A 17400-nucleotide genomic window follows, 5' to 3' on the forward strand; every position below is an offset into this window, starting at 1 on the left:
AATGCGACCGGCGCCAATTTCGCCGGCAGCGTCATCCTGCAAAACAACCGGTTCGCGCTCGGCGGCACCAACACGCTGGCGCTGGGCAACGCCACGCTGACCGTCAGCGACGGCAATCACACGGCGGTCGGCAGCGGCACGCAGAACATCGGCAACCTGAGTTTGCAAACCGGCACCATCCGTTTCACCTTGGATGCCAGCGGCACGGCGGCGGCGGGCATCGTCAACACCGCGACGCTGACCTTCAGCGGCAGCACGCATCTCATCGTTGACACCGGCTCGTTCAACACCGCGCTGCCGTTGCTCCAACAGGACGAAGGCAAGACGCTGCGACTCATCAACAGCACCGCGCTGGCCGGCACGGCGGGGCAGGTGGGCAGCCAGTATTTGCGCGACGCAAACGGCAACCAACTGACCAGCAGCAGCACCAGGTCCATCGTGCAAAGCAGCGCGACCACCGCGCTGGGCACCTACGACTTTGGCGCGAACGTCAGCGGCAGCGGCCTGTGGCTGGCATACGAACTGCAAACCCTGAACCTGCTCGCCGGCCGGACGACGGAGCTGACCAACGACACCGCCTTCATCACCGGCGGCGCGGAACTGCACGCCGCAGTGAGCGGCAGCGGCCACCTGCAAATCAGCGCGAGCGCCGCCATCACCCTGAACGGCGCCAACACTTACACCGGCAGCACCGCCGTCAGCAGCGGCACGCTGATCCTGGGCGCGAACAACGCCCTCGGCCAAACGTCCATGCTGTCCACCACGTCCACCGCGTCCGCCGATTTGAACGGCAAAACCCAAACCGTCGGCGCGCTGGCGAACAGCGGCACGCTGGACTTCCACAGCGGCACGCTGACCCTCAGCGGCACCGCGCAAAGCAGCACCGCCGGCGGCGTGCTGGCCGGCAGCGGCGCGCTGATTGTGCAAAGCAACACGCTGACCGTCACCGGCACGAACGGCACGCTGCTCGTCAGCGCCAGCATCAGCGGCAGCGCGACCGTGGTGGTGACCGACGTGCTCGGCCTCGGCCGCGGCGCGATCACCGACAGCGGCGCGCTGGCCTTCGACGGCGCGACCGGCATCAACGCCAACACCATCAGCGGCGCGGGCCTCGTCAGCGCGACCAACGGGGCGAACGTGGTTTTGGGCGGCAGCAACAGCGCCTTCACCGGCACGTGGGCGATTGCCAACAACAGCGCCTTCAAAGCCACCGGCAGCGCCAGCCTCGGTGACGGCAAAGTGAATGACAGCGGCACGCTGAAACTGGGAGGAATTACGAATTACGAATTACAAATTACGAATGTGATCAGCGGCGCGGGCGTGGTGGTGAAAGAAGACGCCAACACCGTCACGATCAGCCACGCCAACAACCACACCGGCGGCAGCGTCATCAACGCGGGCACGCTGAAGTTGACGAATCTGCAAGGCACCGGCACGGGCAACGTGGTGAACAACGCCGGCCTCGACTTAAACGGCGCCGGCAGCTACGCGAACAACATCAGCGGCACGACCACGGCGGTCAACGCCATCACCGCCAGCGGGGTCGGCATCAGCGGCACCAACACCGCCTTCACCGGCACGTGGAACGTCACCGGCAGCGGCACGATGACCGCGCAAAATAATTTGGGCGCCAGCGGCACGGCGAAAGTGAACATCGCCAGCGGCGGCGACCTGTCGCTCGTCGGCATGGGCGGCGATTACGAGTTCAACCAAGCCTTGACCGGCGCGGGCAATTTGCTGGTCAACAACACCGGCACCTTCGGCCTCGGCGCGGCGACCGGCACGGCCTTCACCGGCACCGTGGCGTTGCAGAACAACCAGTTTGCCTTGAGCGGCGGCAACACGCTGGCGCTGGCCAACGCGACGCTGAAACCCGACGCGAACAATTACACGGCGGTCGGCAGCGGCACGCAAACGGTCGGCAACCTGACGCTGAGTGCCGGCACGCTGGGCTTCACCATCGCCAGCAGCGGCACGGCGGCGGAAGGCGTCATCAAGACCGGCACCGTCAGCGGCAACGGCACGGTGATTCAAGTGAACCTGGCCAACCTCGGCTCGAACAGCCTCCTGCCCTTGTTGCAACAGGACGAAGGCAAAAGCATCCTGCTGGTGGACGGCACGACGGGCGGCGGCAGCTTGAATTTCGTTGACCAGGCCGGCAGCGCGCTCGGCAGCGGCGTCAGCCAGAACATTGTGCAGAGCGGCAGCACCGTCGCCACCGGCACCTACAATTTCAGCGGCAGCTTCGCCACCGGCGACATCACGCTGGGCTACGTGCTGACCGCGCTGAACCTGAACAGCGGCTTCACGACGCTGCTCAACGGCGACGTGACCGCCCCCGCGCTCGGCAACGAGTTCCACGCGAGCATCAGCGGCGCGGGCAACCTGCAACTCGCCGCGACCAGCACCATCACGCTGAACCGCACGAACACCTACACCGGCACGACCTTCATCACCGGCGGCGCCGTGGTGCTTGGCACCAACAGCGCCTTGGGCAGCACGTCCCTGCTGTCCCTTGCGTCCCTCGCGTCCCTTGACCTCAACGGCAAAACCCAAACCGTCGGCACCCTCAGCGGCAGCGCGGGCAGCACGCTGCTCTTCAACAGCGGCACGCTGGCCGTGAGCAACGGCGGCGCCAGCAGCGGCACGCTCAGCGGCGCGGGCGCGCTGAACGTCAGCGGCAACAATCTGGTCATTACCAACGCGAACACCGCGCTGACGGTGAGCACCAGCATCGCCACCACCGCGACGGCGACCTTGCAAAACGTGGCGGGTCTCGGCACTGGAAACATCACCGACAGCGGCGTCCTCGCCTTCGACGCCGCGACCGGCACCAACGCCAACACCATCAGCGGCACGGGCGTGGTCAGTGCGACCAACGCGGCCAATGTCATTCTCGGCGGCAGCAACAGCGCCTTCACCGGCACGTGGGCGATTGCCAACAACAGCGCCTTCAAAGCGGTCAGCGCCGACAGTCTGGGCGACGGCAAAGTCGCCGGCAGCGGCACGCTGAAACTGGGCGGCGCGGCCAACTACGCGCTGAACACGACCAACTCCATCAGCGGCGCGGGCGTGGTGGTGAAAGAAGACGCCAACACCGTCACGATTGGCCACGCCAACACCTACACCGGCAACACGCTCATCAACGCGGGCACGCTGAAGTTGACGAACCTGCAAGGCATCGGCACGGGCAACGTGGTGAACAACGCCGGCCTCGACTTAAACGGCGCCGGCAGCTACGCGAACAACATCAGCGGCACGACCACGGCGGTCAACGCCATCACCGCCAGCGGGGTCAGCATCAGCGGCACCAACAGCGCCTTCACCGGCACATGGAACGTCACCGGCAGCGGCACGATGACCGCGCAAAATAATTTGGGCGCCAGCGGCACGACGAAAGTGAACATCGCCAGCGGCGGCGACCTGTCGCTCGTCGGCATGGGCGGCGATTACGAGTTCAACCAAGCCTTGACCGGCGCGGGCAACCTGCTGATGCAAAACACCGGCACCTTTGGCCTCGGCGCGGCGACCGGCAGTGCGTTCACCGGCACATTGCAGTTGAAGAGCAACACCTTCACCCTCAGCGGCTCGAATTTGCAAAACGCCACGCTGAACGTGGACGCGAATAACAAAACCACCGTCGCCACCGGCACGCAAACGGTCGGCAACCTCGCGCTGAGCGCGGGCACGCTGGCGTTCAACATCGCCAGCAGCGGCACGGCGGCGGAAGGCGTCATCAAGACTGGCGCCGTCAGCGGCACCAGCACCATCATCCAGGTGAACCTGGCCAGCTTCGGCACCAACTCCCTGCCGCTCTTGCAGCAGGACGAGGGCAAAGCCATTTTGCTGGTGGACGGCGCGACCGGCAGCGGCAGCTTGAATTTCGTTGACCAAAACGGCAGCGCGCTCGGCAGCGGCGTCAGCCAGAACATTGTGCAGAGCGGCAACACCGTCGCCACCGGCACCTACAATTTCAGCGGCAGCTTCGCCACCGGCGACATCACGCTGGGCTACGTGCTGACCGCGCTGAACCTGAACGCCGGTTACACGACCTTGCTCAGCAGCGACACCGCCTCGCCGCCGCAAGGCAACGAATTCCACGCCCTCATCAGCGGCAACGGCAACCTGCAACTCGCCGCGACCAGCACCATCACGCTGAACAACGTGAACACCTACACCGGCACGACCTTCATCACCGGCGGCGCCGTGGTGCTTGGCACCAACAGCGCCTTGGGCAGCACGTCCCTTGCGTCCCTTGCGTCCCCCGCGTCCCTTGACCTGAACGGCAAAACCCAAACCGTCGGCGCCCTCAGCGGCAGCGCGGGCAGCACGCTGCTCTTCAACAGCGGCACGCTGGCCGTGAGCAACGGCGGCACCAGCAGCGGCACGCTCAGCGGCGCGGGCGCGCTGAACGTCACCGGCAACAATCTGGTCATCACCAACGCCAACACCGCGCTGACCGCGACCGGCAGCGTCGCCACTTCCGCGACGCTGACGCTGAACCAAGCCAACAGCTTCGGCACTGGAAACATCACCGACAGCGGCGTCCTCGCCTTCGACGCCGCGACCGGCACGAACCAGAACACCATTAGCGGCGCGGGCACCGTCAGCGCGACCAACGCCGCGAACGTGGTTTTGGGCGGCAACGCCAGCGGCTTCACCGGCACGTGGGCGATTGCCAACAACAGCGCCTTCAAAGCGGTCAGCGCCGACAGTCTGGGCGACGGCAAAGTCGCCGGCAGCGGCACGCTGAAACTGGGCGGCGCGGGCAGTTACGCGCTGAACACGACCAACACCATCAGCGGCGCGGGCGTCGTGGTGAAAGAAGACGCCAACACCGTCACGATTGGCCACGCGAATAACTACACCGGCAACACCTACGTCAACAGCGGCTCGCTGCGACTGACCGCGACCAACGCCATCGGCAGCGGCACGGCCAGCGTGACCGGCGTGCTCGACCTGGGGCTGACAGGCAATTACGCGAACAACACCATTGGCAGCGGCACGGCGAAAGTCAGCGGCAACGTGAACCTCACCGGCAGCAACACGGTGGCCAACTGGCAGGTGACCGGCAGCGGCACGGTCGGCGCGCAAACCAATTTGGGCGCGGGCAAGGTTAACCTCGCGGGCGGCAAACTCACCGTCAGCGCGGCGAACTGGAATTTCACCAATGAAGTGTGGGGCAGCGGCACCTTGGTCGCGGACTTGAGCGGCACGTTCTCCTTCGCGCAATCCGCGACCAGCGCCAATGCGTTCAACGGCGCGGTGGATGTGCAACGCGGCTTCTTCCAACTCGACCACGTGGCGGCGGGAGTGAACAACAGCGCGACCAGCGGCACCGGCATCATGAAAAACGCGACGCTGACGCTCGGCGCGAGCGGCAGCACACTCATCGGCAGCGGCACCTATTACCTCGGCGGCCTGGCCTTCGACGGCGGCGTGCTGCAACTCAACATGACCGACGCCACGCGGCCCGTGGGCACGCTGACCGTCGGCGACCTGTCCGCGCCCGGCGGCAGCGTGGTTCAGCTTGACAAAGGCACCTTCGTGAGCGGCAGCGTCCCGAACGGCACCGACTTCTTCCACCACGACACCGGCGCGATTTATCAGGCGTTGGTCACCGCCACCGGCAGCGTCAGCGATGCGGGGCAGTTGCTCGCCTTGCAGGATTTTAATGGCAACTCCATCGGCAACCCGAACTTGACGGGCATTCAGGAAAACGGCGGCATCAGCGGCACGGCGACCTACGACTACGCCGGGCAAATCGTGAGCACCGGCGGCACGAAAGGCTTGTATTTGAGCTTCGGCTTGGTCGAGTTGAAGGCGAACACCGGCACCAACGTGACCGTCAGCAATGCGGGCACGCAAGACACCGCCAACACGCTGACCGCGAAGCTGACCGGCAGCGGCGGCTTCATCATGAGCGGCACCGGCAACTATTTCGTCGGCGGCGCGGCCAGCGACTACACCGGCACGACCAGCGTGGTCAGCGGCACGGTGAGCTTGAACAGCAACAATGGCTTCGGCCAAACGTCCATGCTGTCCATCACGTCCACCACCGGCGTGAATGTGAACGGCAAAACGCAAACCGTCGGCGCGCTGGCGAACAGCGGCCAGCTCAGCATCGGCGGCGGCACACTGACCATCAGCGGCACCAACCGCGCCGGCGCGGCGGTCAGCAGCACCAGCGACGGCGTCTTGAGCGGCAGCGGCGCACTGGTGGTGCAAAGCAGCACGCTGACCATCACCAACGCCAACACCGCCCTCACCGCCAGCGCCAGCATCAACAACGCGGCAACGGTGATCGCGAACAACGTCGCCAGCCTCGGCACCGGCGCGATTGCCGACGACGGCGCGCTCATCTTCAACGCCGCGAGCGGCACGAACCTGAACGCCATCTCCGGCACCGGCCTCGTCACCGCGGCCAACGCCTCCAGCGTCGTCCTCGGCGGCAGCAACAGCGCCTTCAGCGGCACGTGGGCGATTGCCAACAACAGCGCCTTGATCGCCATCAGCGAGAATAGTCTCGGCGCCGGCAAAGTCGCCGACAGCGGCACGCTGGTGCTCTCCGGCACTGAAAACTGGACCCTGAAAACTGAAAACTCAATCAGCGGCGCGGGCACCCTGGTCAAGACCGGCAGCAACACCGTCACCATTTCCCACAGCAACGCCTACACCGGCAACACGCTCGTCAACGCCGGCACGCTCTCGCTCGCCGCGCAAAACGCCATCGGCACCGGCACCGCGGCTATAACCGGCGTGCTCGACCTCGCGCTCACCGGCACTTTTGCGAACAACACCATGGGCACGGGCACCGCGCAACTCAGCGGCGCGGGCGTGGCCGTCACCGGCACGAACAACAGCTTCACCGGAGCGTGGAACGTGACCGGCAGCGGCACGATGACCAGCCAGCAAAACCTCGGCGCAAGCGGCACGGCGCGAGTCGCCATCGCCAGCGGCGGCAACCTTGCGCTCGTCGGCATGGGCGGCGATTACGAATTCAACCAGCAGCTCACCGGCGCGGGCAACCTGCTCGCCGGCAACTCCGGCACTTTCGGTTTCGGCACGGCGACAGGCACGGCCTTCACCGGCACGGTGCAACTGCAAAACAACACCTTCACCCTGGGCGGCGGCAACCTCGTCAACGCGACGCTCAACATCGACACGAACAACAAGACGACCGTCGCCACCGGCACGCAGCAAGTCGGCAACCTGACGCTCAGCAGCGGCACCATCGCCTTCACCTTGGACGCGAGCGGCACGGCGGCGGAGGGCGTCATCAATACCGGCACGCTCGCGCTGAGCGGCTCGACGGTGGTGATGGTGGACACGGGCAGCTTCAACCAAACCCTCCCGCTCTTGCAGCAGGACGAGCAACGCGACATCCAGCTCATCGCCTCGGCCACGCACACCGGCGCGACCCAGGTCAGCGGCAGCAACCTCGTTGACCAAACCGGCGCGCAACTCACCAACGCCACGCAGCGCGACATCGTGCAAAACAGCGCGACCACCGCGAGTGGCACCTACAACTTTGCCGCGACGGTGAGCGGCAGCGGCCTGTGGCTGGGCTACGACCTGGTCGCGTTGGAACTGCTCGCCGGCCAGACCACGGTGCTCAACGGCGACCTGGCCAACCCGCTTGGCGCGGATGAATTGCACGCGCTCATCAGCGGCGCCGGCAGCCTGCAAATCAGCGCAAGCAGCGCGATCACGCTCAACAACGCCGGCAACACTTACACCGGCACGACCCTCGTGACCAGCGGCACCCTCGTTTCCGGTGCGAACAACGCATTGGGCCACACCTCATGGCTCGCGATCTCAAGCACCGCCGCCTACGACCTGAACGGCAAAACGCAGACCATCGGCGGAGGCCGGATCGACGGGACCCTCGCCGGCTCGGGCAGCCTCGGACTCGCGGGAACCGTTGACATCACCAGCACCAACGCAGCCTTCAGCGCCAACGCGGGCGTCACCGGCACGACGACGCTGCACAGCACGCAGGGACTGGGCGGCGCGGGCACGCTCGACGTGACCGGCCTCGTCACGCTCACCAGTGCCACCGGCGCGCTCGCCAAAACCATCGCCGGCACCGGCACCGTTTCGCTCGTCAGCACCTCCAGCGTCGCCCTCACCGCCGCGAACACGCTCTCCGGCGAGTGGAACATCGCCGCCGCCACCGCGCTCAGTGCGAGCGGCACCGCGAATCTCGGCAGCGCGGCCATCGTTGACAACGGCGTCCTCACCCTGGCCAACGCCGGCAATGAAGACCTCGCGAACGACCTCGGCGGCTCCGGCACGTTGATCAAAGAAAACGCCGGCAACCTGACGATCAGCCGGAGCAACGCGTTCACCGGCGCGACCGCCATCGTTGGCGGCACGCTGACGCTCGCCGACCTCGACGGCGTGGGCACGGCGGGAGGCGTCGAAAACAACGCTGCCCTCGACCTCGCCGCGACCGGCACATTTGAAAATACCATCAGCGGTGCCGGCGTGACGCGCGTCACCGACGACGTCGCGATCACCGGGACAAACACGGGCTTCACCGGCACGCTCGCCATCGCGGGCACCGGCACCGCCTCGATCACCACCAACGACAACATCGGCGGCGCGACGGCCTCCGTGAACATCGCTTCCTCCGGCAAACTCGCGACGACCGCGACGACCTTCGTCCACGCGCTCGCCGGCAACGGCGTGCTCGCCGCGAACACTGCCTCCACGTTCGAGTTCGACGGCCTTGTCGGCGCGGCGTTCACCGGCACGGTGACGCTCGACAGCACGACGCTGCACCTCGGCGCCGCGCAAAACGACGCGGTGCTCGCGAACGCGACCCTCCATCTCAACCCCGCCGGCGAACTTTACACACACTCCGGCACGAACAAATTGCACGGCCTCACGCTCAACGGCGGCGCGCTCTGGATCCCGATGAACGGCGTCGACCCCGTCGAGGTCTTGAACACCGGCGCGCTCTCCATCAGCGACCTCTCCAGCACGGTGGTTTTCGAGAACTACACCAGCGGCACCGTCGCCCCCGCCGACGTCAACAAAAACTTCCTCGACCAGGACACGCTGGGTGAGAACGCCACGCTCCTCGTCGCCGCCGACACGCTCGTCGAAACAGCCCCGGTTCAAATCGACATCAAAAAAGCCGATGGCACCGCGCTCTCGAACGGCCAGATCATCGACTACGGCAACGTCCTTGCCCGCTATGATTACGCGGCCATGACCGCCAGCGCCACGACCTCCGGCGCGCCCGCCGCCGGCCTTTATTACGATTACGTCCTCCGCGAGCTGAACGTCAAAACCGGCACGACCCTCGCGCTCGACGCGACGACCGCCGATGACAACACCCTCGCCGCCGCGATCACCGGCGACGGCAGTGTCACCTACGCGACCGGCTCGACGCTCGTCCTGACCAGCGCGGGCAACACCTACACCGGCACCAGCACGATCCTGACCGGCACCGTCGTCGCCGGCGCGGACCACGCGCTCGGCTACACCGAGGAGTTGAACATTAACCTCCCCGGCGCCTTCGACCTCCCCGGCGCCTTCGACCTCGCCGCCCACGCGCAAACCATCCAGAACGGCGGCCAGATCGACGGCCACCTTGCCGGCGCCGCCCCCGGCGCGCTCACCCTCGCCGGCGGCACGCTCGCCATCACCAGCGCGAACACAGCCTACACCGCGGCCACCATCATCAACACCCCCGCGACCGCGCGCATCACCGGCGTTGACGCGCTCGGCGCCTCGGCCATCACGCTCGACGGCACGCTGACCGTGGACGTGGCCGCGCCCGCCTCCGGCGAGTTGAAAAACACCCTCGCCGGCACCGGCCTCTTCCAAAAAATCAACACCGGCACGGTGACCCTCGGCCAGTCGAGCGCCGGCTTCACCGGCACGGGCACGGTCGCCTCGGGCCGCGTGATCGCGACGCGCATCGACGCCCTCGGCACCGCCGCGATCGGCGTCGCCGCCGGCGCCGCCCTTGAGCACCTCAACGTCACCGGCACGCTGCAAAACGCGCTCTCCGGCGCCGGCACGCACCACGTGACCAACAGCGTCCTGTTCCTCGGCAACCCCGCCGCCATCGCCTACGGCATCGAAAACACCACGCTCAACGCGAACGCCGCGCTCGTCCTCGGCAGCACCGGCCACAACTTCGGCACGCTGAACATGAACGGCGGCGCGCTCGCCTTCTCCGCCGCGAACACGACCGGCACCGCGACCATCAAAAACCTCGGCAACAGCACCGGCCACATCCACATGAACGCCGACCTCTCCGCCGCCGTCACCGGCGTGAACCCCGCCGGCGTGATCGCCAACCACCTCAGCATCACCGGCAGCAGCACGGGCGCGCACACCGTCCACGTCGAGATCAACGGCACCGAGCCCTCCATTGTGAACCTCGCGGTGCCGCTCATCGGAACCGGCACGGCCGGCTCGCTGACCGTGTTTAACCTCGACGGAGGCCGCATCGAGACCGCGCTCACGACCCTCGAACTGCTTCGCGGCGACGGCAGCGCCTACATCCCGAATCGGAACACGTGGTATCTGACCGACGCCGGACTCAGCCACACCGCCGACGCGATCCTCAGCACCGCCAGCTCCCTCGCGCTCGACTGGGCCGCCGCGCTCGACAGCCTCCACCTGCGCCTCGGCGACATCCGCGCCGAAAACCTGTCCGCGCCCGATTCCGCAATCCGCAATCCGAATTCCGCATTAGGCAACGTCTGGGTGCGCTCGCGCGGCTACCGCCTCGACGCCGCGAACCGCGTCTCCGGCATGACCTTCGAGCAGCACGGCTACGGCATGACCGCCGGCCTTGACCGGGCCTTCGAGACCGAGACCGGCGCGAACCTCCTCGGCGGCTTCATCGACATGGGCGGCGTCAGCCGCAAGTTCGACAACGCCGGCACCGGCGAAACCCGCAGCGTGGGCGTTGGCGCCTACGCCACGCTCCTGCGCACGGACGGCTGGTTCGTTGACGCGGTCGGACGCTTCGACCGGTATAAAAACAAGTTCGACGCCCGCGCCGCCAACGGACGGGTGACGCACGCCGACTACAACGCGAAAGGCGCGAGCCTGTCGGTGGAGGCGGGCCGCCGCCTGCAACGCGCCGACGGCTGGTGGCTGGAACCCGCCGCGCAAGCCTCGGCGCTCTGGCTGGGCCGCGCCGCCTACGACACCCGCGCCACTCCCGACCAGCGCGCGATCAAGGTGCGCGCGGACGATTCCACGACCTGGCAATACCGCGCGCTCGTGCGCTTTGGCCGCCAGTGGAAGGACAGCCGGTGGCATCCCTACGGCAAGTTCGCGGCCGTGGCGGTCGATTCCACCGGCGGCGACATCACCGCCCACGGCAAGACCTTCCAGGCCGCCTTCGACGGCAAGCGCGTTGAGTTTGGCTTTGGCGCGAGCTACCGCGTCAACGACCTCAGCCAGTTGTATCTGGACTACGAATACGCCCGGGCCGCCGCCTACGAGCGCCCCTGGAGCATCAACCTCGGCTACCGCCGCCTCTGGTAAGCGAAGGCCGTCATGGAAACCGGGCAAACAGCGGGCGGCGCGAGCCGGAACCCAAACCCCGCGCCGCGGGAGGGCGCGCGGGAGCCGGTGCTGATCAACTCGCTGCCCATGGCGCGGTATTCCTTTATCGTGCGCGGGCATCTGGCCAGCGGCGCCCGAATCATCATCAAGGGCGTGGTTTATGCGTAAGCGTCAGCTTGGCGCCCCCCTGCCATTGGAGCGAGGAGAGTGATAAAGTGAGTGGATGGACACACAATCAGGACCGAAGAACGGGCAGGAGGGGAACGAGGCGGAGTCGCTTGCGACGAGGCCGTCCGGGGCATTGGGGATGCCGGAGGGAACGGAGGAGGTGGAGCTGATGGAGGACGGGGCGAAGGACCGGCTGGGGAGGATGAGGCTGACTGAGAGGAGGAAGGAGGAGCTGGTGGAGGAGTATCGTGCGAGCGGGCAGAGGGTGAGTGATTTTGCGAGGCAAACCGGGGTGAACGAATCGACGCTGAGGCACTGGCTGAAGGAGCGCCCGCCCGGGCCGGAGGGAGGGAAGGCGAAGTTTGCGGAGTTGCGGGTGAAGGGGGCGGAGGCGGTGGAGTATGCGAGGGGCCTGAGCGTGACGCTGCCCGGGGGAGTGGTGGCCAGGGGAGAGGATGCGGGGAGGCTGGGGGCGTTGGTGAGGGCGCTGATGGGAGGAGGGAGTTGAGATGGGACTGCCGCAAGTGGGGCTGCCGGAAGGCTTGAGGATCTACGTGGCGGTGGAGCCGGTGGACATGAGAAAGCAATACGAGGGATTGTGGGCGATGGCGAGCGGACACCTCGGGCTCGATCCGAAGGACGGGGCGCTGTTTGTGTTCACGAACAAAAGCCGGGACCGGGTCAAGCTGTTGCACTATGACGGCACGGGCGTGTGGGTGCTGGCGAAACGGCTGGAGGCAGGCCGGTTCAGCTGGCCGGTGACGGCGGAGGGCGGGAAGAACAAGGTGGTGCTGGAGCCCTCGGCGCTGGCGTTGTTATTGGACGGGGTGGACTTGAAGAGGGGGATGAGAAAGGCGTGGTATGAGCGGTGAAAAAAGCGGGAACTTTTTTCGTATCCGTATGTTTGATACGGAGCCATGCCGCCACTTGAAGAACTGCCCGCCGCCTACCTTGCGATTGAAAAGGAGCGGGACGCCTTGCGGGCGGTGGTGGAGGATTTGAAGCGGCAGCTGGAATGGCTGCGGCGGCGGGTGTTTGGCGCGGGCCGCAGCGAGACGTTCGAGAGGCAGCAGTTGCTCTTGCAGCTCGGGGAGCTCGGGGCGCGGCTGGCGGAGCGGGCGCACCGGCAGCAGGTGAGCTACGAGCGCAAGGTGCCGGAAAAGAAAGCCGCGGCGGCGGACATCTATGCGAGGCTGCCGGTGAAGGAGACGGTGACCATCGAGCCGGAGGAGGTGAAGGCGCAGCCGGAGCAGTGGGAGAGAATCGGGGAGGAAAAAACCTTCGAGGTGGAGATAACGCCGCCGCGGATGTGGAAGCGGGAGATCATCCGGCCGAAGTACCGGAGCAGGGACGACCGGGAGCAGCCGCCGGTGGTGGCGCCCGCGCCGCCGCGCCCGGTGCCCGGAGGCCATGCGTCCGCCGGGCTGCTGGCGTGGGTGACGGTCTCGAAGTACCTCGATCATGCGCCTTTGTTCAGGCAGGAAAGGATGTTTGCGCGGCAGGGGGTGCCGATCCCGAGGGCGAACCTGTGCGAATGGATACGGATAACGGCGGAATGGGTGGAGCCGGTCTACCGGCTGATGCACGCCCGGCTGCTCGCGGGAGACTACCTGCAGGCCGACGAGACGCCGATCAAATGCCACGACGCGGACGCGGGCCGGGGGGCGGTGAGCCAGGGCTATCTGTGGCTGATCAGCCGGCCCGGAGGCGACGTGGTCTTCGACTGGAAGCTGTCGCGGCGGCACGGGGAACTGACCGGGTTGCTGGCGGAAAAGTTTAAAGGCGTGCTGCAATCGGACGGATACCCGGCCTACCTGGAGTATGCGAAAGAGCACCCCGGGGTGGTGAATGTCGGATGCTGGGCGCACGCGAGACGGCGGTTCGTGGAGGCGCAGGGGGAGGCGCCGCAAGCGGTGCGCGTGGTCTTGAAGCTGATCGGAGGGCTTTACCGGCTGGAACGCGAATGGGACCAGGCCGACGCGCAGGCCGGGCGGGAGCGCTCGCCGCCGCTGCGGGCGCGGTTGCGGCAGTTGCATTTTGCCCGCAGCCTCAAATGGCTGCACGCGCTGGCGGTGAAGTTGCGCAGCCGGCACCGGCCCAAGTCCGGCGTGGGCGCAGCCTGCGGCTATCTGCTGGCGCAATGGCCCGCGCTGGTCCGTCACACCGGGCACGGCCAGACCCGGCTGGACAACAACCTGGTCGAGAACGCCGTGCGCCCGACCAAGCTGGGTTTGAAAAACTGGCTGTTCATCGGGCATCCCGGAGCCGGGCAACGCAGCGCCATCCTTTACTCGATCATCGTCTCGTGCCTGCGGCACGGCATCGACCCGCTGGCCTACCTGCGCGACGTGCTCACCCGCCTGCCCGCCATGACCAACCAGGACGACCTGACGGCGCTGCTGCCTTCCAACTGGGGCAAACCCGCCGCTCCCGCCGGGCAGCCGTAATCGGCGCGGCCTCATCGCGGCCATGAGATGGCCCGCCCCCGGCACGCCGCCGCGTCACGCAACGGGGCCGGCGTGCCCGGTCCCGTGACGCAACGCAATCCTGCCGCCCGTTTCCGTGCCGCCCCGTAATCCCCTCCGTCACGGAAATCTCAATTTATCTTTGCGCTCCGTCACGCACTGCCGCGCAATCCGCTCCTGTCAAGGGGGGCGCCAAACTGACGCTTACGTTTATGCCAGAAGGGGTTTGTATTATCAGGCGCGGGCGCGGGTGCTCGATTCCGTTTTGAAGGAAATCCCCACGCTCGAACTCGACGAGGAAGAATTCGTCGGGCTGCGGATGCAGACGGGCGGCGGCAGATGCGTCCCGCCGGAAGACCTCTCCATCCTCGGACGCCCAAACCGCAACGCACCGTGCCCATGAGGGCAACCGCGCAGGCGGTGCATTCCGCATTCCAATGATGCCGGTTTTTCGAGGAGATTGAATTTCGCAAATGGAGGGACGGCTTCCGGGCTGTCCCTCCAAAAATACGTAAGCGTCAGTTTGGCGCCCCCCTTGACAGGAGCGGATTGCGCGGCAGTGCGTGACGGAGCGCAAAGATAAATTGAGATTTCCGTGACGGAGGGGATTACGGGGCGGCACGGAAACGGGCGGCAGGATTGCGTTGCGTCACGGGACCGGGCACGCCGGCCCCGTTGCGTGACGCGGCGGCGTGCCGGGGGCGGGCCATCTCATGGCCGCGATGAGGCCGCGCCGATTACGGCTGCCCGGCGGGAGCGGCGGGTTTGCCCCAGTTGGAAGGCAGCAGCGCCGTCAGGTCGTCCTGGTTGGTCATGGCGGGCAGGCGGGTGAGCACGTCGCGCAGGTAGGCCAGCGGGTCGATGCCGTGCCGCAGGCACGAGACGATGATCGAGTAAAGGATGGCGCTGCGTTGCCCGGCTCCGGGATGCCCGATGAACAGCCAGTTTTTCAAACCCAGCTTGGTCGGGCGCACGGCGTTCTCGACCAGGTTGTTGTCCAGCCGGGTCTGGCCGTGCCCGGTGTGACGGACCAGCGCGGGCCATTGCGCCAGCAGATAGCCGCAGGCTGCGCCCACGCCGGACTTGGGCCGGTGCCGGCTGCGCAACTTCACCGCCAGCGCGTGCAGCCATTTGAGGCTGCGGGCAAAATGCAACTGCCGCAACCGCGCCCGCAGCGGCGGCGAGCGCTCCCGCCCGGCCTGCGCGTCGGCCTGGTCCCATTCGCGTTCCAGCCGGTAAAGCCCTCCGATCAGCTTCAAGACCACGCGCACCGCTTGCGGCGCCTCCCCCTGCGCCTCCACGAACCGCCGTCTCGCGTGCGCCCAGCATCCGACATTCACCACCCCGGGGTGCTCTTTCGCATACTCCAGGTAGGCCGGGTATCCGTCCGATTGCAGCACGCCTTTAAACTTTTCCGCCAGCAACCCGGTCAGTTCCCCGTGCCGCCGCGACAGCTTCCAGTCGAAGACCACGTCGCCTCCGGGCCGGCTGATCAGCCACAGATAGCCCTGGCTCACCGCCCCCCGGCCCGCGTCCGCGTCGTGGCATTTGATCGGCGTCTCGTCGGCCTGCAGGTAGTCTCCCGCGAGCAGCCGGGCGTGCATCAGCCGGTAGACCGGCTCCACCCATTCCGCCGTTATCCGTATCCATTCGCACAGGTTCGCCCTCGGGATCGGCACCCCCTGCCGCGCAAACATCCTTTCCTGCCTGAACAAAGGCGCATGATCGAGGTACTTCGAGACCGTCACCCACGCCAGCAGCCCGGCGGACGCATGGCCTCCGGGCACCGGGCGCGGCGGCGCGGGCGCCACCACCGGCGGCTGCTCCCGGTCGTCCCTGCTCCGGTACTTCGGCCGGATGATCTCCCGCTTCCACATCCGCGGCGGCGTTATCTCCACCTCGAAGGTTTTTTCCTCCCCGATTCTCTCCCACTGCTCCGGCTGCGCCTTCACCTCCTCCGGCTCGATGGTCACCGTCTCCTTCACCGGCAGCCTCGCATAGATGTCCGCCGCCGCGGCTTTCTTTTCCGGCACCTTGCGCTCGTAGCTCACCTGCTGCCGGTGCGCCCGCTCCGCCAGCCGCGCCCCGAGCTCCCCGAGCTGCAAGAGCAACTGCTGCCTCTCGAACGTCTCGCTGCGGCCCGCGCCAAACACCCGCCGCCGCAGCCATTCCAGCTGCCGCTTCAAATCCTCCACCACCGCCCGCAAGGCGTCCCGCCCTTTTCAATCGCAAGGTAGGCGGCGGCAGTTCTTCGTGGCGGCATGGCTCCGTATCAAACATACGGATACGAAAAAAGTTCCCGCTTTTTTCACCGCTCATACCACGCCTTTCTCATCCCCCTCTTCAAGTCCACCCCGTCCAATAACAACGCCAGCGCCGAGGGCTCCAGCACCACCTTGTTCTTCCCGCCCTCCGCCGTCACCGGCCAGCTGAACCGGCCTGCCTCCAGCCGTTTCGCCAGCACCCACACGCCCGTGCCGTCATAGTGCAACAGCTTGACCCGGTCCCGGCTTTTGTTCGTGAACACAAACAGCGCCCCGTCCTTCGGATCGAGCCCGAGGTGTCCGCTCGCCATCGCCCACAATCCCTCGTATTGCTTTCTCATGTCCACCGGCTCCACCGCCACGTAGATCCTCAAGCCTTCCGGCAGCCCCACTTGCGGCAGTCCCATCTCAACTCCCTCCTCCCATCAGCGCCCTCACCAACGCCCCCAGCCTCCCCGCATCCTCTCCCCTGGCCACCACTCCCCCGGGCAGCGTCACGCTCAGGCCCCTCGCATACTCCACCGCCTCCGCCCCCTTCACCCGCAACTCCGCAAACTTCGCCTTCCTCCTCCGGCCCGGGCGGGCGCTCCTTCAGCCAGTGCCTCAGCGTCGATTCGTTCACCCCGGTTTGCCTCGCAAAATCACTCACCCTCTGCCCGCTCGCACGATACTCCTCCACCAGCTCCTCCTTCCTCCTCTCAGTCAGCCTCATCCTCCCCAGCCGGTCCTTCGCCCCGTCCTCCATCAGCTCCACCTCCTCCGTTCCCTCCGGCATCCCCAATGCCCCGGACGGCCTCGTCGCAAGCGACTCCGCCTCGTTCCCCTCCTGCCCGTTCTTCGGTCCTGATTGTGTGTCCATCCACTCACTTTATCACTCTCCTCGCTCCAATGGCAGGGGGGCGCCAAGCTGACGCTTACAAAAATACCAAGGAAAATCAGGATAAAAAGGAGGCGGAGGA

9 protein-coding genes (1 of these 9 cut by a window edge) are annotated in these 17400 nt (G+C 66.6%); 6 read left to right on the plus strand and 3 right to left on the minus strand.

Annotated elements, in window-relative coordinates:
- The 6 genes from OH491_RS07100 to OH491_RS07125 all read left to right on the plus strand — a co-directional run.
- Window positions 1–11523 carry the end of an autotransporter-associated beta strand repeat-containing protein gene (locus tag OH491_RS07100; RefSeq protein WP_342750933.1) on the plus strand. The gene continues 21219 nt to the left of window position 1, outside the view, so 11523 of the gene's 32742 nt are visible here — the last part of the coding sequence; its start codon lies beyond the left edge, outside the window; the stop codon is at window positions 11521–11523.
- A 12-nt stretch (window positions 11524–11535) separates the two neighbouring features.
- The gene (locus OH491_RS07105) at window positions 11536–11712 is read left to right on the plus strand and encodes a hypothetical protein (RefSeq protein WP_334319513.1); all 177 of its coding nucleotides are present in this window, start codon (window positions 11536–11538) and stop codon (window positions 11710–11712) included.
- A 55-nt stretch (window positions 11713–11767) separates the two neighbouring features.
- A complete protein-coding gene (gene tnpA / locus OH491_RS07110) occupies window positions 11768–12220 on the plus strand; it encodes an IS66 family insertion sequence element accessory protein TnpA (RefSeq protein ID WP_068771702.1) in 453 nt (150 codons plus the stop codon).
- 1 nt (window position 12221) lies between these two features.
- A complete protein-coding gene (tnpB, locus tag OH491_RS07115; RefSeq protein ID WP_084442426.1) occupies window positions 12222–12584 on the plus strand; it encodes an IS66 family insertion sequence element accessory protein TnpB in 363 nt (120 codons plus the stop codon).
- Between the two features lie 45 nt (window positions 12585–12629).
- On the plus strand, window positions 12630–14159 hold the full coding sequence (gene tnpC, locus OH491_RS07120) for an IS66 family transposase (RefSeq protein WP_068771703.1): 1530 nt from the start codon (window positions 12630–12632) through the stop codon (window positions 14157–14159).
- 268 nt (window positions 14160–14427) lie between these two features.
- The gene (locus OH491_RS07125) at window positions 14428–14580 is read left to right on the plus strand and encodes a hypothetical protein (protein ID WP_334319512.1); all 153 of its coding nucleotides are present in this window, start codon (window positions 14428–14430) and stop codon (window positions 14578–14580) included.
- Between the two features lie 334 nt (window positions 14581–14914).
- Here the strand turns inward: OH491_RS07125 and tnpC (OH491_RS07130) are convergent, their stop codons facing one another.
- The 3 genes from tnpC (OH491_RS07130) to OH491_RS28125 all read right to left on the minus strand — a co-directional run bounded on the left by tnpC (OH491_RS07130) (window position 14915) and on the right by OH491_RS28125 (window position 17300).
- Complete coding sequence (gene tnpC / locus OH491_RS07130) at window positions 14915–16375, minus strand: IS66 family transposase (RefSeq protein WP_342751076.1); 1461 nt, start codon at window positions 16373–16375, stop codon at window positions 14915–14917.
- 110 nt (window positions 16376–16485) lie between these two features.
- On the minus strand, window positions 16486–16848 hold the full coding sequence (gene tnpB / locus OH491_RS07135; protein ID WP_084442426.1) for an IS66 family insertion sequence element accessory protein TnpB: 363 nt from the start codon (window positions 16846–16848) through the stop codon (window positions 16486–16488).
- Window positions 16812–17300, minus strand: coding sequence for a transposase (locus tag OH491_RS28125; RefSeq protein WP_425429190.1), 489 nt, complete (start codon window positions 17298–17300; stop codon window positions 16812–16814). The genes tnpB (OH491_RS07135) and OH491_RS28125 overlap by 37 nt, the downstream gene beginning before the upstream one ends.
- Window positions 17301–17400 lie beyond the last annotated feature (100 nt).

It is taken from the genome of Termitidicoccus mucosus (genome assembly GCF_038725785.1).
Taxonomy (GTDB): domain Bacteria; phylum Verrucomicrobiota; class Verrucomicrobiia; order Opitutales; family Opitutaceae; genus Termitidicoccus; species Termitidicoccus mucosus.